The sequence below is a fragment of the Flavobacterium ginsengisoli genome (assembly GCF_029625315.1).
GTDB lineage: Bacteria > Bacteroidota > Bacteroidia > Flavobacteriales > Flavobacteriaceae > Flavobacterium > Flavobacterium ginsengisoli.
The window spans coordinates 1596366-1617175 of record NZ_CP121110.1; the positions used below are offsets into that span (position 1 = coordinate 1596366).

Consider the following 20810-nt stretch of genomic DNA (forward strand, 5'->3'; position numbering starts at 1 on the left):
AATCATCAATCATTAAACAATCAAAATCAATCACATGAAAAAAACTATTTTCCTTGCGATACTATTCGCAACGCAACTTTTTTACGCTCAAAACAAAGTTGCTAAAAAACCTGAAACCGTTATTATCATCAACAACGAAATTGCTACAATGGATCAAGTGATCAAATATGGCAATGAAGGTTATGTAAAATCAATGAATAAAGGTGTTAGTGAAGAACAACGAAATGCTCTAGCAAAAAAGTTTGGCGATAAAATTGGTGATAGAGAATTTATAGTGGTCGTAGAAGTTTTTACCGAACAAGAAAAAATCGAAAACGATAAAAAAAATCAAACCGCCGCTGCCGAGCAAAAACCTCAAGTCAAACAAGAACAATTTATCTTAAACGTAAACGATCAAGCCAAAGACTTCACTCTAAAACTTGTAGACGGAAAAGAAGTAAAACTTTCTGATTTGAAAGGAAAAGTGGTACTAGTAAATTTTTGGGCAACCTGGTGCGCACCGTGCTTACAAGAGTTTTATGATATTCCATCAAAAATTCTTGAACCATTTAAAAACGATAATTTTGTGTTTTTAGCAATCTCAAGTGGTGAAGCTGAAACTGCGGTGGCTAAAAAAGTAGTAAAGCTAAAGAATGACGGTCTAGACTTTAATTTCGGCGTCGATCCAAAAGAAGTGATTTGGAATCAATATGCAATGAATGCAATTCCTAAAAACTTCTTAATCGATCAAAACGGAATTATAAAATATGTGGCCGTAGGAAATGCAGAAGGAAACTTAGACAAGATAGCAAGCGAAATCAAAAAACTGCTTTCTAAATAGATTATTCCACTAGAATATTTGTAATCTCAAAAACAAAAAAAAATTATGCATGCATAGTAATTTTATGTAATTCGTCTATTTTTTATTCGTAATTTCGAGGTTTTAATAAAATACAATATTCAAAATGGCTTCATTTATAAAAGAAATATCTTTTCGTTGGTCAGATCTTGATCCAAATTTTCACGTTCGACACAGCGCTTATTACGATTTTGGTGCCCAGCATCGTATCGAAATTCTAGAAGAATTGGGTTTAACTTTAAAAGTAATGCAAACACAGGGTTTTGGTCCTGTTTTATTTAGAGAAGAATGCATTTTTAGAAAAGAACTAAAACTTTCTGATAAAATATTCATTCATACTAAAACTTCAAAAATGAAAGCCGATGCTTCTCGCTGGTCAATTGTTCATGAATTTAGAAGAGAAGACGATACACTTTGCGCAACGATTACCGTAGATGGCGCTTGGATGGACACAAAGCTAAGAAAACTAGCTTCTCCAACGCCAGAAATCGCAATTCAAGCTTTGAGTATCTTTCCAAAAAGTGATGATTTTGTCGGACTATAAACGAGAATATTCAATCTTATAAAAAAATCCCAGAAACAATTTTAGATCTTGTTTCTGGGATTTTTTTTCAGCTAAAACTTTTCTGATTATTCAAACTTTAGCCCAAAGTTTACTCTTTCAAAAGTTGTACTGCAAGAAACTGCAAATCGACCGATATTTAAAGTTCCAAAAATGCCTCCTACCGAATGTCCGGAATAAAATCCTCCAGCAGAAAATCGGCGAACCTGATATTTTAAAGCAATATCATTTACTCTTGAACTCAGTTGTCCAAAAGCAATTACATTTGGAATAATTTCGTAGCTTCCAAAAACTTTAGGAACCAGTTTTTTGTAATAATCAAAACTTTCGTCAGTATCATAATCAATAATCGACGAATGCAAGTTTTCTAGATTTCCGCCAATATAAGTGTTTTCAGAAAAATGCCACGAAATACTAAAACCTGTAAAAGTTCCTTCGTAACCGCTTCTAGAATCTACATATCCAATACCTATTGTAGCTCTAAATTTATCGCAAATTTTTCCGATGTAACCAACATATGTACGGTCGATTTCTGACTTGTCAATTCCTGCGCCAAAAATGATATCATCTTCACACATCGTAAGAGCATACTGAAAATAAGCTGAATATTGATCTTGATTTGCGGCAACGACACTCCGGCCTTTATCTAGATCTATATTTGGAGAAATTAAGGTTGAGTTTATAACAGCGAAATCAAAAGTATTGAGTTCTTGGGCAAATGTGGGGACTGTGAGCAGGAGCAAAAGTAGTGTCTTCTTCATAATACTATTTTTTAAGGCTTACAACATTCTGATACTAAATTACATACATTTTTCCTGTTAATAAAAGAACTCCCGTGAAGTGCGACATTACTCGTCTAAATACATTATTTTCATAATCGGCTTCATTTAATCGATAAAAAATCAAAAAAATATCGATTATTAACACTAAAAACAATGAAATCATTTTGAATGCCTTTTTTCTGATAACTTTAAGATTTTAAGCTTTGTTTTAAAAATGCTTCGGTTTAATTTTATAATTCCTAATAACAAACGCTACTGAAATGAAAATCTTGAAACTATTATTTATACTAATTCCTTTCTTAAGTTTTGGCCAGCAGGGAAATATAAAAGCCTTGGACATTAATTTAAGTAATTATGAATATCCATTTCCTGTTCATTTTATCGAATTGAGCAATCAGCGCCAGTACATGAAAATGAGTTATATGGACATTATTCCAGAAAATTACAATCAGAAAAATATTGTTTTACTGCACGGAAAAAATTTTAATGGCGCTTACTGGGAAACTACTATTAAAGCTTTAGCAAAAGAAGGTTTTCGAGTAATTGTTCCCGATCAGATTGGATTTGGAAAGTCGACAAAACCAGACAGTTTTCAATACACTTTTCAGCAATTAGCCGAAAATACCAAAAAACTTTTAGACCATTTAGGAATTCAAAAAACAACGATTTTAGGACATTCTATGGGCGGAATGCTAGCCACTCGTTTTGCGTTAATGTATCCAGAAACAACAGAAAAATTAGTTTTAGAAAATCCGATTGGTTTAGAAGACTGGAAATTAGTCGTTCCTTATAAACCTGTTGATTGGTGGTATGAGTCGGAATTAAAACAGAATTACGAAAACATTAAGCAATACCAAATGGCAAATTATTATGACGGAAAATGGAATGCCAATTATCAAAAATGGGCAGAACTTGGCGCAGGATGGACAACTGCTCCAGATTATAACATCGTTGCCTGGAATTCTGCTCTTTTGTACGATATGATTTTCACACAACCTGTTTTATATGAATTTAAAAACATCAAATGTCCAACATTATTAATTATCGGAACAAGAGATAAAACAGCTTTAGGAAAGCCATTAGTTTCTGAAGAAGTGAGAAAAACGATGGGAAACTATGCTGAATTAGGCAAAAAGACACAGAAAGCAATTCCGAATTCAAAACTCGTAGAAATTCCAAATACAGGACATTTGCCACATATCGAATCTTTTGATTCGTTTATAAAATCATTAATCGTATTTTTGAAATAATATTTTTTTCTGCCACGAATTTCGCGAATTGACACTAATTAATTTTCCGAAATTTTTAAATAAAAAATTCGTGTAAATTGGTGCAATTCGTGGCAAAACCTAACTTAAAAATCATATAAATATGTTTACAATAGAACAAATAAAAGAAGCGCATTCAAAAGTAAAATCAGGTGAAGATTTTCCAAATTATATTCAGGATCTAATCATATTAGGTGTAAAAGGATATGATACTTATGTACATGACGGAAGCACAGTTTACTACGGCTTAAATAATTATACCGCAGTTGCTGAAGAAAAATACGCCGAAATTAAAGTGGCAGATTTTCCTAATAAAGAACTTTTTATCGAAAATCTGGTAAAGCATCAGCATGGCGAAACCGATTATATGACTTTCTGCAATCATTGTGCACAAGCTGGAATTGCAAAATGGCGTGTTGATATTGTGGAGATGACTTGCACTTATTTTGATAAATCGGAGAATGAAATTTTAATCGAAAAAATTCCTGTTTAATCACCAAACTGAATGACTGTTTTCAACCAAAACCTTTTCAAAAGAAGCATTTTACTTTTAGTTTTAGTTCTTTCTTTCTCTAGCTTTTCGCAAAAGAAAAAAGAAAATCCAAAATTTAAAGTCATTGCTTTTTATACTGCCAAAAATGATCAAGCGCATATCAGTTTTGTACACGAAGCCAATAAATACTTTCCGAAATTAGCTGTAGAAAATCATTTTCAATATGATTCTACAAGCAATTGGGACAATTTAAACGCAAAGTTTTTGGCAAAATATCAGGTCGTTTTATTTTTAGACACAAGACCAGAGAAAAAAGAACAGCGTGAAGCTTTCCAAAAATACATGGAAAATGGAGGCGGATTTATTGGATTTCATTTTTCGGCATTTGCTTTAAACGATTCGAGCTATAATCAAGATTGGAACTGGTACCACAATACTTTTTTAGGTTCTGGCGAATACGGAAGCAATACTTGGAAACCGACTTCGGCAGTTTTAAGAGTAGAAAATCAGCATCCTGTAACTAAAAATTTACCTAAAACTTTTGCTTCTGCACCAAACGAATGGTACAGATGGTCGAACGATTTAACCAAAAATCCAGATATCGAAATTTTATTGGCTATTGACGAATCTAGTTTTCCTTTAGGAACAGGTCCAAAAGCACATGAAATTTGGCATAGCGGTTATTATCCAGTTGTTTGGACCAATAAAAAATACAAAATGCTGTATGTAAATATGGGACATAATGATATTGATTATGAAGGCGGAACAAACAAAACCCTATCCTACACTTTTGAAAACAAAACACAAAGCCAATTGATATTGAATGCGTTGCTTTGGCTTGGAAATTCGAAGAAAAAATAAATTACAGAAATAATAAAAAACTAAACCTTTATAAAACTAAAAAATATTCCATTTTTATGAAAATTAAAATTGCTTTCGTTCTTCTTTCACTAGCTTTATTTTCATGCAACTCCAAACAGCAAGAAAAAACTAATACTAAAAAAGAAATCGCGCAAGAAAGCATCAAAACAAATAAACCTAAAGATACTGAAACAACTCAATATCAAATTTCTGTCTATGACAATCCTGAATTTACAGACAGAATTTTAGAAAATAGAAAAAGTTTAAAACAACTTTCTGAAAAACAGCTTTTTTCTAAAATCAATGCTAAGATGACAGAACAGCTAAATGAAAAGCAAAATCATTTTTTCAAAACAAACCCTGATTATGAATTGCTTTCTTTTGCGAAAGGCAACTTGTTTCAAACAAATAGCGAAGATTATGTTTTTGTAGTTTATGATATAAAAAACAACAAGCTAAAATTTTTGCTATTTAATGGTGCAACTAATACATATGCTGAACTCTTTAAAGACATAAAAGTTGAAAACGGTTTAGATAATTGTGGCAATTATTCTTTCGGAACGCTTGATTATCAATTTGCCCAAGAGAATTTAATTATGAATGAAGAAGCTATTGAAATAAATCCTGGATACTACCTAGAGGCATCTCCTCTGAAAATTACTGATATTTCAAAAGATGAGAACTTTTTATTGAAAGATGGATGTTTTTCAAAAAAAGCTTCCAAAGCAAATTTAGAAAATACCCTTTGTATTTCGACAAGTCCTGTTTACAACAATTGGGATTGTCTGAAGTATAATAAAACAAATAATACTTTTCTAATTTTTTACAGCCAAGCATTTGCTGATTAACACTGAAAATAAATCATAAAAAAGATTCTATTATGTCTGTTGCATTTTCATCTATTATAAACGTTGAAGAACTATTAAAGATTCAAGATTCAATTATCTTAATTGATGCTCGAGCGGGCGCCAATGCTTTTGAAAACTATCAAAAAGAACATTTAAAAGGCGCTCGTTTTGTTGACTTAAATCATGATTTGGCATCCATTCCAGAAAACCCTGCAAATGGAGGAAGACATCCTTTACCTTCTCCTGAAGAATTCGCAAAAACACTTTCTGCTTTAGGAATTTCACCTACAGATTTTATTGTCGTTTACGATGATAAAAACGGTTCTAATTTCTTTGCTCGTTTCTGGTGGATGATGCGCGCCATTGGACATGAACAAATTCAGGTTCTAAATGGTGGTTATCAAGCGACAATTCAAGCGGGTTTTCCAACCAATTCTGGCATCGAAACTTTTGACCAAACAACATATCCTTCTCAAGAATGGAAATTGCTTTTAGCTGATATCGATGAAGTCGAAAAGGCTCGAAAAAACGATCAAAATATAGTAATCGATGTTCGTGATAAAAACAGATATGATGGTTTAACAGAACCGCTAGATTTAATTGCTGGACATATTCCTGGAGCTATCAATGTTCCGTTAACTGAAAATTTAGACGAAAACGGATTATTTAAATCAGCTAATGAATTAGGCGCAAAATACAAAGCTGTAATTGGGGATAAAAAATCAGAAAATGTGATTGTTCATTGCGGGTCGGGCGTTACAGCTTGCCATACATTATTAGCAATGGATTACGCCGGGCTTCCAATTCCGAAATTATATGTGGGTTCGTGGAGCGAATGGTCAAGAAATGACCGCGAAATGGCAACCCAAAAAACAGAATAAAATATTTTTTTGCCACAGATTAAAAAGATTCTAATGATTAATCTTTTTTAATCCTTTAATCTGTGGCTCAAAAAACAATACAACCAACAAATTTAAAAATACACAATGCAACACTGGGATATACTCTTGTCAAATCAAGTAAACAAAAAAGCTTTTATAGACGCTTTACTTGAAGGCAAAGCAAAAGGAGATTTAGTCGCTTTTAATAACCAAAAAGGAATTCTTTTCTCTGATATTGCAATCGAGAAATTCATCGAAAAGGAATTTCAATACGATAGCGTTGAAGCTTCCACAACTTCAAATAGACAATTAAGAACTTTTTCTTCTGGAGAACGCAAAAAAGAGTTTTTACGCTACTGTATTAACCAAAAACCCGATTTTATCATTTTTGATAATCCGTTTGATCATTTAGATCAAGCTTCTCGAGTTGTTTTAGCTGAATCGGCTGCAGAAATTAACCGATTCTATTGCGATTATTCAGTTATTGAATCGTACTGTCGATATATTAGATTTTGTTCCAAATAAAGCTTTAATTAAAGACAATACATTCGAATTGCATCCATTTGTAAAAATCGAAAATCATTTTAAAACATTAAATACCGCTACAATTCCTAAAGCGACAGAAACACATTCTTTTCAAGATAATGTATTAATAAAACTAGAAGATGTTTCTGTAAGCTACGAAGAAAGAAAAATCATAAACAAGATTTCTTGGACAGTTAAGCAAGGCGAATTCTGGCAATTAATTGGCCCGAATGGCTCAGGAAAAAGTACTATCTTATCCTTAATTACAGGTGATAATCCGAAAGGTTTTGGACAGGATTTATTTTTGTTTGGAAGAAAAAAAGGAACAGGAGAAAGTGTTTGGGAAATCAAAAAACAAATCGGAATTTTTACTACTTCTATGACCGATTTATTTCAAAAAGGCCACACATTAGAACAAATGATTTTATCAGGATTTTTCGATTCTATCGGATTGTACACCGAACCTACAACGCATCAAAAACAAATTGTAAATCAATGGCTTGAAGTGATAGAAATGACACATTTAAGAAAAAAACGCTTTATTGATCTTTCTATTGGACAGCAGCGTGTAGCTTTAATTGTTCGTGCCGTTTTAAAACATCCGCCGTTATTAATTTTAGACGAACCAGTTGAAGGTTTGGATGATGAAAATGTAGATTTGGTTATCCAATTAATCAACACCATCAAACAAGAAACAAATGTGAGTATAATTTATGTTTCTCACCGAATTGAACAAGGCCTTGCCCCTACTTCTGTTTTCGAACTTTTGCCTTCAGAAACAGGTTCAATCGGAAAAATAAAATACCATTCAGAATTAAATTAAATGAAAATAAAATTTGCAGTCTTTCTGATTTTACAACTAATCTTGATTTCGTGTTCCAGCACGATTTCAACAGTAAAAAAAGAATATACTTTAAACAATTCTAGAGAACTAAAATCAAATTGGACGATTAATTCTAAAGAGTGGATTCTAAAAAATGATACTCTTATAGGAAACGGTTCTCTTTCGCCTTGGGGAGTTTTAGTTTCAAAAAAACAGCTCCCAAAAAATTATGCTATTGATTTTAAAGTCAACATGACAAATGCATCTTTATTCGAAATTATGCTGAATTTGGATAAAGGAAAATACATTAGAACATACTTGTATCAGATTGATCAAAACATAGTAATTGGCGACGGAATGTATGATAAAAAAGATGATTCGTATGGCAAACGAGGTGGAAAAACGTTGTTTAGAAAGCCAATGCAATTAGAAAACAATAAATGGTATTCAGTAAAAATTAAAGTTTTAAATAATCAATTATCGTTTTCTGTTGACGATAAAACAACTTTAGAATATTCTCTTGAAAAAAGCAATCTAAACCAAAAAGGAAAATTAGGCTTTATAACCAACGGAGAAGTCAAAATAATGGATTTAAAAATCAAGTCTCTTTAGAAATAGGCATAACGAATGGAAAAATACGAGATCTTGCAAAATGGTGATAACGAAATGACTATTTCATTTTATTTCAATAAAAAATCACTGATTGTTCCTTGGATAATTTTCTTTTCAATATTGCTATTAATTGTAAGCAAGTTAAACCCTGACCTAATCGCTGAAACCTTTATCTCAATAATCATTGCAATGTCAGCACTCACATATGTACTGTTTAATGATTATTTTGAATGGTACAAAAACAAATTTCATGTGTTTAGCATTAGAGATGAAGATTTGTATATCAATAATAAATTTCACTGCAAATTGTACAAATTACAATCTGTAAATGTAGTTTATCTCAACGGGAAATACAGTTTAGGCTGGAAAGTATACTTGGATGTTTTTCCTATTTCATCAAATGACTACATCATAAAAAAACATTTATTAGAAAAAGACGCACACGAAATAGCAGAAAAAATTTCAATATTTCTAAACAGAAATGTAAAAATAGAATCATAAAAAAAGCTCCCAAAAGGAGCTTTTTTTTATTAGTCTACATTATCTAATTTTCTAATTGACAAATTATCTAATTATTCCTCATCAACATTATGTGACTTCACATAATTCTGCCATTTTTCAATACAATCTTTAAAATCCTGAGGAAGTTCAGTATCAAAACGCATCATTTCGCCAGTAGTCGGATGAACAAAACCAAGCGTTTTAGCATGCAATGCCTGACGTGGTAACGCTTTAAAACAATTCTCTATAAACTGTTTGTATTTGGTAAAAGTAGTTCCTTTCAAAATCAAATGCCCGCCGTAACGTTCATCATTAAATAAAGGATGTCCGATGTGTTTCATATGCGCACGAATCTGATGTGTTCTTCCTGTTTCCAGTTTACAAGAAATAAGAGTTACATAACCAAAACGTTCCAAAACTTTATAATGCGTAATTGCAGGTTTACCAATTTCTGGATCATCAAAAACTGCCATTTGCATACGATCTTTTAGATGTCTTGCAAGATTTCCTTCAATTGTACCGCTATCTGCCACAACATTTCCCCAAACTAGAGCAATATACTCACGTTCGGTAGTTTTAGCTTCAAACTGCTTTGCTAGATGCGTCATAGCGGCTTCCGTTTTGGCTACAACCAAAAGACCAGAAGTATCTTTATCAATTCTATGAACCAAACCTGGACGTTCAGCTGCTATTCATTGGCAAATTATCAAAATGATGCGCCAAAGCATTTACCAAAGTTCCAGTATAGTTTCCGTGACCAGGATGCACAACCATTCCAGGCTCTTTATTAATCAATAAAAGAGCATCGTCTTCATAAACAATATTCAACGGAATATCTTCAGGAAGAATATGATTTTCAAACGGAGGATGCGACAACATTACCGTTATCACATCAAAAGGTTTTACTTTGTAATTTGATTTTACTGGAACATCATTTACAAAGATATTTCCGTTAGTTGCCGCATTCTGAATTTTATTTCGTGTGGCATTCGGAATCAAATACATTAAATATTTGTCAATACGCAAAAACGCTTGACCTTTTGGGACTTCAAATCTATAATGTTCGAATAATTCGTCTTCTAGATCTAAATTTTCTTCAATATTATTGTTCATCTGCTGGGGTTTCTACAGGCACTGCAGTACTGTCTGCCTGACTATCATCTACATAACTTGCTTTTCCGTCTCCTAAAACCAAATCAATTTTAGAAGCCTTAAGCACGCGATCTCCTACTTTTAAGTTTCTTCCTTTATAACGCATTTCCAATACCATATCTTTTCCAAGATTTGGAATATACGTAATCGTTCCTGGCTCAAGACCTAACGCTTTTAACGTTGGTACAGCTTCACGATATGTTTTCTCGATTAAATCTGGAATTTTCACAGAAGAAAAACCAGAAGCATTAATCTTGATATAAATTTTTCTACCCACTTTTACCATTGTTCCTGGCAACGGATCTTGCTCAACAACACTATATTTTGGGTATTCACTTCTGTAATCAACACTGTCCAAAAGAACGTAATCTAAATCCAACTCGTCCAGTTTTTGTTCTACTTGCTCTTCAGTCAATTTAGACAAATTCGGCACCGCAATTTCGTGTCCGTGATCTGTTGTAAAAGTTAACCAATGCATAAATAAATAACCAATAACCGCAATAATAGCTGCGGCAGCAAGCAATTGCAAGAAAAAAACTCGGCTTGTTAAATACTGACGTAAACTCATAAATTTATTTTTATTAGCGACAAAGATAAAGTATTTCGTTTCAAAAAAAATGATAATTTTGTTTAAAACAAGAAAGTGCCATTATTGTCATTCTGAGCGTCGCGATCCCGAAGCTTTAGAACCGAGAAGGATTTACATAAAGTAACATTGACAATTTTTGCGGAGCTACTTGCGGAGATTTCTCCTTTTTCGAAATGACAATATTGGGAAAAATCATTTTTATCTGCGGAAGAAACTTGAAAACATTAAACTTAAAACAATTAAAAAATAAAAATATACAATGAAAAACATTGCCATCATCATGGGCGGCTATTCTAGCGAATACAAGATTTCTTTAATCAGCGGGAATGTCGTTTATCAATATCTTGACAAAACAAAATACAACGGATTCCGTATTCACATTTTTAAAGAAAAATGGGTTTATGTAGACCAAAATGATGCCGAATTCCCAATCGATAGAAATGATTTTTCAGTTACTGTAAACGGCGAAAAAATCACATTTGATTGTGTTTTCAACGCTATTCATGGAACTCCAGGAGAAGACGGATTAATGCAAGCGTATTTCGAATTAATTGGAATGCCACAATCTTCTTGCGATTATTACCAATCTGCTCTAACATTCAATAAAAGAGATTTATTATCTGTTTTAAAACCATACGGAATCAAAACAGCGATTTCTTATTATTTAAATAAAGGAGATAAAATTAATACACAAGAAATTATAGAAAAAGTTGGACTTCCTTGTTTTGTAAAACCAAACAAAGCAGGTTCAAGTTTCGGAATCTCAAAAGTAAAAACAGAAGCCGAACTTCCAATTGCAATTGAAGTAGCTTACAAAGAAGACAACGAAATTATTATTGAAAGCTTCCTTGACGGAACTGAAGTATCTGTAGGTGTAATTAACTACCAAGGAGAAATCAAAGTACTGCCAATTACAGAAATTGTATCAGACAATGATTTCTTCGATTATGAAGCGAAATACGAAGGAAAATCACAAGAAATAACGCCAGCGAGAATCTCTGACGAAATGACTAGAAAAGTTGGAGAAACAGCAAAACGTGCTTACGAAGTTTTAAAAATGAAAGGTTTCTCAAGAAGCGAATTCATCATTGTAAACGACGAACCACATATGTTAGAAATGAATACTATTCCTGGCTTAACTACAGAAAGTTTGATTCCGCAACAAGCAAAAGTTGCAGGAATTTCTCTAGAAGATTTATTCACAAATGCAATTGAACTAGCTTTAAAATAGTTGCTAAGATTTTAAGGTGCTAAGATCCTAAGATTTTAGCACCTTATTTTTTAACCTTATTGTCAGACTGAACCAAGTCAAAGTCAACCTTTGTCACTTTTGTTACTCTGCATCTTTGAACCTCAAAAAAATGAAAGAAATCTTTGAATGGAATAGGTTATTCTACAACAATCTCCCAGAAACCTTTATTCTGGAAGTGATATTTCGTTCAACGGTAATGTTTACCATTTTACTTCTTACATTAAAGTTAGCAGGAAAAAGAGGCGTAAAACAATTATCTGTTTTTGAAACCGTAATTATCATTGCATTGGGTTCTGCCGCTGGCGATCCGATGTTTTATGAAGATGTCGGAATAATTCCTGCGAGCAATCGTATTTTTAAGCATTATAATTCTTTATCGTTCTGTTACTTGGCTCACAGGAAAAAGCAAAAAATTCGAAGAGTTCATAGAAGGTAAAACCGAATGCTTGATTAACGACGGAAAATTTTCTATATCGAGTTTTAAAAAAGAAAGTTTGGCGCAAGATGAGTTTTTTGCTGAATTACGCATCAAATCGATTGAACATTTGGGGCAAGTAAAACATGCATTTATAGAAACAAGTGGCGAAATCAGTGTTTTTTATTATGAAGACAAAGATGTTGGATACGGATTGCCGATTCTGCCTTTGCTTTTTGAGAAAAAAAATAGAAGTATCCCAGAAGACGGAGTATATTCCTGCTCTTTTTGTGGTAATACTGAAAAATTAAAAAAAGGAACTTCAACTTGTAAAGACTGCAATAAAGACGAATGGGTTCCTTCAATCAATACCAAGAGAATAACATAGAAAAAATTCCAAATTCAAAAAAAGAAAAAGAAAAAGAAAAACTAAGATTCACCACAATCCTAATAACTTAGAATCTTAGCATTTCAGAACCTTAGAACCTTAAAAGAAATGCGAAAAGCCATATTCCCAGGATCATTTGACCCAATTACATTAGGACACGAAGACATCATCAAAAGAGGAATTCCTTTATTTGACGAAATTGTAATAGCAATTGGTGTCAATGCCGAAAAAAAATACATGTTTTCATTAGAAGAAAGAAAACGTTTTATCGAGGAAACCTTCAAAGACGAACCAAAAGTTACGGTTATCACTTATGAAGGATTAACAATCGATTTGGCAAAAAAAGAAAAAGCCAACTTCATTTTGAGAGGTCTTCGCAACCCAGCCGATTTTGAGTTTGAAAAAGCCATTGCACACACGAATAGAAAACTTTCTAAAATAGAAACCGTTTTCCTATTGACAGCTGCAAGTACATCATTTATCAGTTCAAGCATTGTACGCGATGTATTGCGTCATGGTGGCGAATATGAACAATTGGTTCCAAAAGCTGTTAGGATAAAAGAAAAATAAGGCAAAAAATCAATCAACCGATTTAAAGAACATCCAAACCTTGACATAAACTTGCAATCCAAACAAATTATAAGTAATTTCGCATTTTTAAAATAAAACCCAAATAATGAGCATCGAAAGAGAATTAAGCAAAAGAAGTGGCGCTAAATGCGAACTTTGTGGAGCTGAAGAAAATTTAAAAGTTTATCAAGTCCTTCCAACTAAAAAAGGAGGTATTGATGAAGCCGTATTTGCCTGTAACACTTGTATTGACCAAATTGAAAATCCAGATAATGTAGATTTAAATCACTGGAAATGCCTTAACGACAGTATGTGGAATGAAAATATTCCGGTACAAGTTGTGGCTTGGAGAATGTTAAGCCGTATGCGCGCTGCGGGATGGCCACAAGAGTTGCTTGATATGATGTACTTAGACGAAGATACTCTAGAATGGGCAAAAGCAACGGGAGAAGGCGAAGATGATGAAAATAAATTAGTTCACCGCGACAGTAACGGCGTAGTACTACAACACGGAGATTCTGTAGTTTTAATCAAAGATCTTAAAGTAAAAGGATCTAGCATGGTTGCCAAACAAGGAACTGCCGTTAGAAACATCCGTTTAGACCACGAAAACGCTGAATACATTGAGGGAAAAGTAGACGGCCAGCAAATTGTGATTATTACACAATACGTGAAGAAAATTTAAAAAAAGGTGCTGAGGTTCTGAGATGCTAAGATTCTAAGCTTTTTTTTAGAATACTAATAATTTAACCGCAAAGCACACAAAAAAAACGCAAAGTTCGCAAAGTTTTATCCACAAAGCTTTGCGAACTTTTTACTTTTATAAAGTCTTTAAAATTAAAAAACTTAGCGTGCTTTGCGTTAAAATTAAAGACAAAGTTTATCAGCTTGAAACCTGAAACAAAAAAGCCCGTTCATAAAACTGAACGGGCTTTTTAAATATATTGTTTCTAACGAAAAATTATTTTTGGAATAATTTACTGATTTGATCTTTTACGAATGGCTCAGAAACGTTGTTTGTTGCTGCGTCTCTTTCTTTTCCAGAAACCATAAATTGAACTGTAGCTTTGTCTGGAACCACATTTCCTGTGTAGTGCAACCAAATGTAGTTGTTAGGTAACTCTAATTTGATGTCGTACAACGGAGAAGCTGTAAATCCGCCCATGATAATGTTGTATAAAGAGTTATAAGCATTATCAATGTTTTTGAATGAAAATTTTCTCAAAGTCGAATCATCATCACTTTGAACGATAGTGTAATACACAGTGTATTCGTCACCAATTTTCTGAATGTAATTATTATTTACTTTTCCTAATTTTTCTACAGGAACTGTTTCTAGTACCTTAACCTGTGCAAACGAAATAAAAGTAAAAAACAATGCGGCAAGAGTAATAATCTTTTTCATATAGTATTTGGGGTTACAATTTTACGAACACAAAAAAACATAGAAATATTGAAAAAACACCTATCAATTCGTTATTTTTTTAACATAAAATTGTAAAACTTAGTTACATAATCATAATTTACTGAATTACAAACACATAAATCATAAAAAACTCCAAAATACAAATCTAAATTAACGCTCTAAAATCTAAAATTTAATACTTTCCTCTCTTCTCCTCTTCTTCTTTCTTAATAACATTACGGGCAACTTCGATTTTAAACTTCTTGCCTTTCATTTTTTCATCTTTAACGTTTTTCAGAAGATCTTTTACTTTATTGTATTTTACTGTCGCAAACGAAACAAAATCTTTTACTTCAATTAATCCTAAATCGTCTTTTTCTAATTTTCCCTTTTGAGAAAAGAATCCTACGATATCAAATTTATTCAACTTGGTTTTCTTTCCACCGCTAATGTAAATAGTCTGAAATTGAGGCGGATTCGGAAGCGAAACTTTTCCTTCAACATCCAAAACCTTCATTTCATAATCTATATAATCCAATTGTTTTTCACTTTCGTGAATGATCACATACGCAGTTCCTGTCGCCTGCATACGCGCTGTACGTCCGTTTCTATGCGTAAACTCGTCTTCTTTTAAAGGCAGATGATAATGAATAACATGTTTCATTTCTGGAATATCCAAACCTCTTCGTCGCCAAATCGGTTGTTACCAAATACGTTACACTTCCATTTCTAAACTGAATCAAAGCACGCTCACGTTCTTCTTGATCCATTCCGCCATGATAATAAACCGAATAGATTCCTTTTTCGTTTAAAGTGTCACTAATACGCTCTGTCGCATCACGATGATTACAGAAAATAATAGCCGATTCTGATTTTAAAGAACAAATCAAGTTAAACAAACTCTGCAATTTATCTTTTGCTGGCGAAATCACCATTTTCATCGAAAGATTTGTCTTTTCTTCTTCCTCTGGAATAAAATCCAAAACAACTGGATTTATAACCCTAGTATATTTCGGAATCTCAATATCTGAAGTTGCCGAAACTAAAACATGTTTGTTTACTTTCGATAATCTTCCAATTATAAAAGACATTTGCTCATGAAAACCTAATTGCAACGATTTATCAAACTCGTCTAAAACTAAAGTCTGAATTTTATCGGTTCTAAAAGTTTCTCTCTCGATATGATCGGCAATTCTTCCAGGAGTTCCAATTAAAACCGCTGGCGGATTGCTTAAGTTTTTGATTTCAGTATCAATTGAATGTCCGCCATAACAAATATTGACTTTGTACTGCGTTCCCATTTTTTTCCAAACCTGTTCAATTTGAAGCCCTAATTCACGAGACGGAACCAAAATCAAACATTGAACAGAAAGTATTTCAGGCTGTAACAATTCTAAAATAGGAAGCAAAAACGCCAATGTTTTCCCAGATCCTGTTGGAGAAAGTAATAAAACGTTGTTTTCGTTTAAAATAGCATCGTGTGCCATTTCCTGCATTTCGTTTAGGCTCTGAATTCCTAAATTCGAAAGTATATCGTTGGAATGGTGTTTTTTCATGCTCGCAAAAGTAGGGAAAGTTTTTTAACCGCAAAGCACGCAAAGGTTTACGCAAAGTTCACAAAGTTTAAGTTCAAAGCTTTGCGAACTTTGCGTTTTTACAAAACCTGAAAGACAAAAAACTTTGCGTGCTTTGCGGTTAAAAAAACACAAAGTACATGAAACCTGAAACTTGAAACCTGAAACAAATAAAACTATTATATTTGACCATCAAAAACCCAAAACCATGAAACTTTTTACATTTCTCTTTTCACTTTTCACCATCACTATTTCCGCTCAAAACAATAAGAAATACGATACCTTTTTTGAGAAAGGAAACGGAAATCAATCGGCTTCGTATCAAGAAACTATTGCTTATTGGAAAATGCTTGTCGCCGATTTCCCTACTATTCAAATGAAAGAAATGGGACTGACAGATTCTGGCGAACCTTTACACATGATTACTTTCAATCCTGACAAGGAATTTGATTTTGATAAAATCCAGAAAACAAAAGCCGTTCTGTTTGTCAATAACGGAATCCATGCTGGAGAACCTGACGGAATAGATGCAACAATGCAATTCTATAGAGATTTAGCAACAGGAAAAATGAAAGCGCCTAAAAACACTGTTTTGGTTACCATTCCAGTTTATAATATTGGCGGTGCTTTAAACCGAAATTCGACAACTCGCGCCAACCAAGACGGGCCAGAGATTTATGGTTTTAGAGGAAATGCCAGAAACTACGATTTGAATCGTGATTTAATGAAATCGGATACTCGAAATACAAAAAGTTTTGTAGAGATTTTCCAGAAAATAAACGCCGATGTTTTTATCGATAATCACGTAAGTAACGGTTCTGATTATCAATACAAACTGACGTATATCATGACACAGCATAATAAATTGGGAACAGTTTTGGGCAATTTTATGAATAACGAAATGATGCCGGCTTTGGTAAAAGATCTTCAGAAAAAGAAAATCGAAACTACGCCTTATGTCGATTCGTTTAAAGACACGCCAGACAAAGGTTTTGGGCAGTTTGTTGATAGTCCGCGATATACAACGGGTTATACTTCGTTATTTAATACAATTGGTTTTGTAGTCGAAACGCACATGCTGAAAAAATATGCAGAACGCGTAAAAATGACGTACGAATACATGAAATCGACGATGGATTTTACCGATGCTAATTATCAAAAAATAAAAGATTTAAGAGTACAAAATTTAGAGCAATATCAGCCAAAGAAATCATACACTTTAAAATGGGAATTGGACAGTACAAAAGCAACTACTTTTTCGTTTTTAGGTTATGAAGCAGGCTACAAAAAAAGCGACGCTACAACTGGAAATCGTTTGTATTACGACCGAAGCAAACCGTATAAAAAAGACGTTCCGTACATTAAAGAATTTAAATCGGTTAAAGAAGTGGTGATTCCGACGGCTTATGTTGTTCCGAGAGGATATTGGAATATTATTGATCTTTTGAAAAACAATAATATCTCCTTTAAACAAATTAAAAACGATACCATTATAGAAGTCGAAAGTTATAGAATTGCCGATTTTAAAACCGTTCCGTCTGCTTACGAAGGGCATTATTTGCACAGAAACACAACCGTAATTTCTAAAATCGTTAAAATGGCTTTCGCTAAAGGAGATTACCTAGTTCCAACCAATCAAAAAGGCGTAAAATATATTCTAGAAGCTTTTGAACCTGAAGGTGTCGATTCGTTCTTTAATTGGAATTTCTTCGATGCAATTTTACAGCAAAAAGAGCATTACTCAGAATATATTTTTGAAGACACTGCCGCGCAGCTTTTAAAAGATACCCCAGCTTTAAAAACAGAATTGGAAACCATAAAACAAAACGACCGCGAATTTACAAAAAGCGCCGAAGCGCAACTAGACTGGATTTATAAGCATTCTGTTTATTATGAAAAAGCACATATGCAGTATCCTGTCTATCGCATTTTGTAGATTTTTTTAACCGCAAAGAGCCCCTAAGATTTTTGATTTTGATCAGATTTAGCAAATGCTAAGATCGCAAAGCTTTACATATAGAGCTCTGGCAAAGTTTGAATTAGTTTTTACCAATATAAAGAAATGTCTTATTTTAATATTTAAATATCTTTTTCAGGTAGTTGGATAGTTGACAGAAAAAATTAGTTTTAACAAACTATTAACCTTTAAATTATTTAATTATGAAAAAATTCACAAAACTAATAATGCTTTCTCTGTTTTTCGGCACTATTATCACAACTACAAGTTGCAACAATGAAGAAATTGACACAGATCAATTAACAAGTCAAGACACCAAAATTGGTAAGGCTAAAGATTGGTTTGATAGCTACAAATCAAATTCTACAACCAATAAGTCAGAAGAGGGAGAAATTAATAAAGCATTTAGAAATCTTGACTATTATTGGGAGAATGCCAAAGTAATCAAATTAGACAATAACGCTACGGGAATCAGTGTACCCGTTAAGGACAATCCCGAAAATCCTGAGTACAAAGGGCAGAAAATGTTATATTTGTATGAATCAGATTCAAAATATCAAGCTCTATTACAGGAGATATTTCTAGACTCGAAAGATAAAATTGATGATGAACAAAAAAAGCTAGGCTTTGGCGATCTAACTCTTTTTAGCGGTTACATTCTTAATTGGGATTTAAAGAAAGGCTTTTTAAAAGGTGCTAAATTAAAAGACGGAATCGTTATTGGCGATGTGCAAAATGTGATAACACTTCTTGACGAAGATATTAGAAACGGCACAGCATCAAAGATGATAGAAATGTTTGATGATAGTTCCAATTATGGTGGAGAACGTGATGATACATTACAGAAAGGCGGTACTGCGGCAATTCCGTTAAATAACGTTATCGTTGTACAGAAATCTCCTGCTCCTGCTCCTAGAGATTTTAGTATTGCTGGTGCATTTGGCGGAGATGGAGGTTCAAGTGGGTATTCTGGAACCCCTACGGGAGGAGGAAGTTCAGGCACCATAAACACAGTTACAGAAATATCTTCAATAAAAAGTGTAAATCAATTAAAAGCAACAATAAATAACACTGATATAAACGCAAAAGATCTTAAATTTGTTCAAAACAACAATGTAATTGTCTCAAGCGCTACAATAGGCCTGCTCCCTTGGCTAGATTTATGATATCTGTTACCCAAACAAAAGTTGGTCTAAAATATGTTATTAACAATGTAGTAAGCAATCCAATAGGTGTAAGTACAGGGGTTTCGTGGTCACAAACAGCTTATGGTCAAGTAACAAATGGGAACACTACAACTGTCACAATAGTTGGCCTTTTTTCAGTTAATCTTTTTGTAGAAGGTCTTGGTAGCATTGTTACAACACCTGTCTCGTATTCAGTAAATATTGATAACAGAAACGGAAAATTAATATCAGCTAAACGATTACCTTTATAAAATTTAGAATTATGAAACAAATAGGTGTAGACGATTTTAATATCATTTTATTAATTGGTCAATTAATTAATATTGTATTTTGGATAGGAATATTGTTCCTGTTGTATAAAATTTACAAAAAAGTCAAATAAATTCAGACAATATTTTAAAAAGAATAAAATATCTTGTTAACTCATTTACCCGAACCGTACCGACGGTCTTAATTGATAATCTCAAAAAATTTACGCGTATGATGTTCATACAATAGTATAACTTGATATTTATATAATTATGAAAGAAATAACAATTAATGACTTCTCAATATCATTGCTAATTTGGCAAATATTTTGTGTTTGTTTTTTGGCGACAATAGTATATTTATTGTATAAAATTTGCAAAAAAGTTAAATAAGTTTTGCTCTGTTAGCGTAAGCATCTCCCCGCCCCGCTAGCGCGAGCGTCCCGCTCGTGAACGCAATCTAACTCAAAACTAAAAGAGCACGAGCGAGACGCTCGCGCCAGCGACAATAAACCAAATTAAAAAGCCTAATAAAAAACAAATTTTATTAGGCTTTTCTATATTCCAAAAAGAATAAAAAAACTTATTTATCCTTCAATATTTTTTCTAAATACTCCACTTTATCTTTTTCAGCTTGAACCAAACGTTCGTAAAGCTTTTTATTTTCTTCGTAAGCTTCAACTAGCTTATCAAGCGGATTGAAATTACATACATTATTGGTTCCGAAATTAGTGCCATGACTTCCACTATTATCATAGAAATTATTAAAAAAATTAATTGCTTGCTTCGTCAGAAAAATTTTTAATAGCGTCAACACTTACTCCCAAAGCTTTTGCAATCTGTTTTAGCTTTTCTTCATCAATCGTTTCGCTGTTTTCTAAAATAGATATCGCCTGTTGGTTTGTTCCTAAAGCCTGAGCCAAAGCTTCTTGCTTCATATCACGAAGTTCACGAATTCGGCTAATTTTTCGCCCAATATGGCTTGGTTTTGTAAATGTGCTCATAATTCAAATATTGCTTATTAAACAAAAATACGATTTTTGAGACATGAAATTAAATAAGTTTTAAGTTTTTAGGTT

At 32.9% G+C, this 20810-nt stretch carries 22 protein-coding genes and 3 pseudogenes; 19 read left to right on the forward strand and 6 right to left on the reverse strand.

From position 1 onward, the window contains the following. Positions 1-34: 34 nt before the first annotated feature. Together P5P87_RS07350 and P5P87_RS07355 are read left to right on the forward strand one after the other, a co-directional pair. Positions 35-820 (forward strand): TlpA family protein disulfide reductase, encoded by a 786-nt coding sequence (locus tag P5P87_RS07350; protein WP_278022101.1) that lies wholly within the window; start codon positions 35-37, stop codon positions 818-820. Between the two features lie 124 nt (positions 821-944). Next, positions 945-1382, forward strand: coding sequence for an acyl-CoA thioesterase (locus P5P87_RS07355; protein WP_198856162.1), 438 nt, complete (start codon positions 945-947; stop codon positions 1380-1382). Between the two features lie 86 nt (positions 1383-1468). Here P5P87_RS07355 and P5P87_RS07360 read toward each other — a convergent pair whose 3' ends face one another. Beyond that, the gene (locus P5P87_RS07360) at positions 1469-2161 is read right to left on the reverse strand and encodes a hypothetical protein (protein WP_278022102.1); all 693 of its coding nucleotides are present in this window, start codon (positions 2159-2161) and stop codon (positions 1469-1471) included. Positions 2162-2442: 281 nt separating this feature from the next. On the opposite strand from P5P87_RS07360, the gene P5P87_RS07365 reads away from it, so the two are divergent. The 9 genes from P5P87_RS07365 (at position 2443) to P5P87_RS07405 (ending at position 8994) form a co-directional block, all read left to right on the forward strand. Then, positions 2443-3432 (forward strand): alpha/beta fold hydrolase, encoded by a 990-nt coding sequence (locus tag P5P87_RS07365; RefSeq protein ID WP_278022103.1) that lies wholly within the window; start codon positions 2443-2445, stop codon positions 3430-3432. A 121-nt stretch (positions 3433-3553) separates the two neighbouring features. Continuing rightward, entirely contained in the window at positions 3554-3943 is a 390-nt protein-coding gene (locus P5P87_RS07370) for a DUF1398 domain-containing protein (protein WP_278022104.1), read from the forward strand. Positions 3944-3955: 12 nt separating this feature from the next. After that, positions 3956-4804: a ThuA domain-containing protein gene (locus P5P87_RS07375; protein ID WP_278022105.1), complete on the forward strand. Its 849-nt coding sequence runs from the start codon at positions 3956-3958 to the stop codon at positions 4802-4804. A 56-nt stretch (positions 4805-4860) separates the two neighbouring features. Then, positions 4861-5652, forward strand: coding sequence for a hypothetical protein (locus P5P87_RS07380; RefSeq protein WP_278022106.1), 792 nt, complete (start codon positions 4861-4863; stop codon positions 5650-5652). 32 nt (positions 5653-5684) lie between these two features. Beyond that, a complete protein-coding gene (locus tag P5P87_RS07385) occupies positions 5685-6533 on the forward strand; it encodes a sulfurtransferase (protein WP_278022107.1) in 849 nt (282 codons plus the stop codon). A 105-nt stretch (positions 6534-6638) separates the two neighbouring features. After that, positions 6639-7058 (forward strand): P-loop NTPase family protein, encoded by a 420-nt coding sequence (locus tag P5P87_RS07390; protein ID WP_278022108.1) that lies wholly within the window; start codon positions 6639-6641, stop codon positions 7056-7058. Further along, positions 7018-7881, forward strand: coding sequence for an ABC transporter ATP-binding protein (locus P5P87_RS07395; protein ID WP_278022109.1), 864 nt, complete (start codon positions 7018-7020; stop codon positions 7879-7881). Before P5P87_RS07390 ends, P5P87_RS07395 begins: the two co-directional genes overlap by 41 nt. Beyond that, entirely contained in the window at positions 7882-8493 is a 612-nt protein-coding gene (locus P5P87_RS07400) for a 3-keto-alpha-glucoside-1,2-lyase-like domain-containing protein (RefSeq protein WP_278022110.1), read from the forward strand. Positions 8494-8682: 189 nt separating this feature from the next. Continuing rightward, positions 8683-8994: a hypothetical protein gene (locus tag P5P87_RS07405; protein ID WP_278022111.1), complete on the forward strand. Its 312-nt coding sequence runs from the start codon at positions 8683-8685 to the stop codon at positions 8992-8994. A 71-nt stretch (positions 8995-9065) separates the two neighbouring features. On the opposite strand, the pseudogene P5P87_RS07410 reads toward P5P87_RS07405, so the two are convergent. Together P5P87_RS07410 and P5P87_RS07415 are read right to left on the reverse strand one after the other, a co-directional pair. Then, a pseudogene (locus tag P5P87_RS07410) lies at positions 9066-10107 on the reverse strand (RluA family pseudouridine synthase). Then, a complete protein-coding gene (locus tag P5P87_RS07415; protein ID WP_198856172.1) occupies positions 10097-10714 on the reverse strand; it encodes a PASTA domain-containing protein in 618 nt (205 codons plus the stop codon). Before P5P87_RS07415 ends, P5P87_RS07410 begins: the two are co-directional and overlap by 11 nt. Positions 10715-10994: 280 nt before the next feature. On the opposite strand from P5P87_RS07415, the gene P5P87_RS07420 reads away from it, so the two are divergent. The 5 genes from P5P87_RS07420 to P5P87_RS07440 all read left to right on the forward strand — a co-directional run bounded on the left by P5P87_RS07420 (position 10995) and on the right by P5P87_RS07440 (position 14045). After that, positions 10995-11966, forward strand: coding sequence for a D-alanine--D-alanine ligase (locus P5P87_RS07420; protein WP_278022112.1), 972 nt, complete (start codon positions 10995-10997; stop codon positions 11964-11966). A 130-nt stretch (positions 11967-12096) separates the two neighbouring features. Continuing rightward, positions 12097-12423, forward strand: coding sequence for a DUF421 domain-containing protein (locus P5P87_RS07425; RefSeq protein WP_278022113.1), 327 nt, complete (start codon positions 12097-12099; stop codon positions 12421-12423). 10 nt (positions 12424-12433) lie between these two features. After that, positions 12434-12790, forward strand: coding sequence for a YetF domain-containing protein (locus tag P5P87_RS07430; RefSeq protein ID WP_278022114.1), 357 nt, complete (start codon positions 12434-12436; stop codon positions 12788-12790). 108 nt (positions 12791-12898) lie between these two features. Next, positions 12899-13360, forward strand: coding sequence for a pantetheine-phosphate adenylyltransferase (gene coaD, locus P5P87_RS07435; protein ID WP_198856175.1), 462 nt, complete (start codon positions 12899-12901; stop codon positions 13358-13360). A 106-nt stretch (positions 13361-13466) separates the two neighbouring features. Then, on the forward strand, positions 13467-14045 hold the full coding sequence (locus P5P87_RS07440) for a PhnA domain-containing protein (RefSeq protein ID WP_278022115.1): 579 nt from the start codon (positions 13467-13469) through the stop codon (positions 14043-14045). A 276-nt stretch (positions 14046-14321) separates the two neighbouring features. Here P5P87_RS07440 and P5P87_RS07445 read toward each other — a convergent pair whose 3' ends face one another. Continuing rightward, complete coding sequence (locus P5P87_RS07445) at positions 14322-14765, reverse strand: hypothetical protein (RefSeq protein WP_198856177.1); 444 nt, start codon at positions 14763-14765, stop codon at positions 14322-14324. Between the two features lie 193 nt (positions 14766-14958). Beyond that, positions 14959-16321, reverse strand: a pseudogene (locus P5P87_RS07455) (DEAD/DEAH box helicase). 226 nt (positions 16322-16547) lie between these two features. On the opposite strand from P5P87_RS07455, the gene P5P87_RS07460 reads away from it, so the two are divergent. The 3 genes from P5P87_RS07460 (at position 16548) to P5P87_RS07470 (ending at position 19734) form a co-directional block, all read left to right on the forward strand. Beyond that, positions 16548-18275: a M14 family metallopeptidase gene (locus P5P87_RS07460; RefSeq protein ID WP_278022118.1), complete on the forward strand. Its 1728-nt coding sequence runs from the start codon at positions 16548-16550 to the stop codon at positions 18273-18275. 224 nt (positions 18276-18499) lie between these two features. Next, a complete protein-coding gene (locus P5P87_RS07465; RefSeq protein WP_278022119.1) occupies positions 18500-19462 on the forward strand; it encodes a hypothetical protein in 963 nt (320 codons plus the stop codon). Then, entirely contained in the window at positions 19459-19734 is a 276-nt protein-coding gene (locus P5P87_RS07470) for a hypothetical protein (RefSeq protein ID WP_278022120.1), read from the forward strand. Before P5P87_RS07465 ends, P5P87_RS07470 begins: the two co-directional genes overlap by 4 nt. A gap of 580 nt (positions 19735-20314) precedes the next feature. Here P5P87_RS07470 and P5P87_RS07475 read toward each other — a convergent pair. Continuing rightward, positions 20315-20735 (reverse strand): annotated as a pseudogene (locus P5P87_RS07475) (helix-turn-helix domain-containing protein). Positions 20736-20810: the final 75 nt, after the last annotated feature.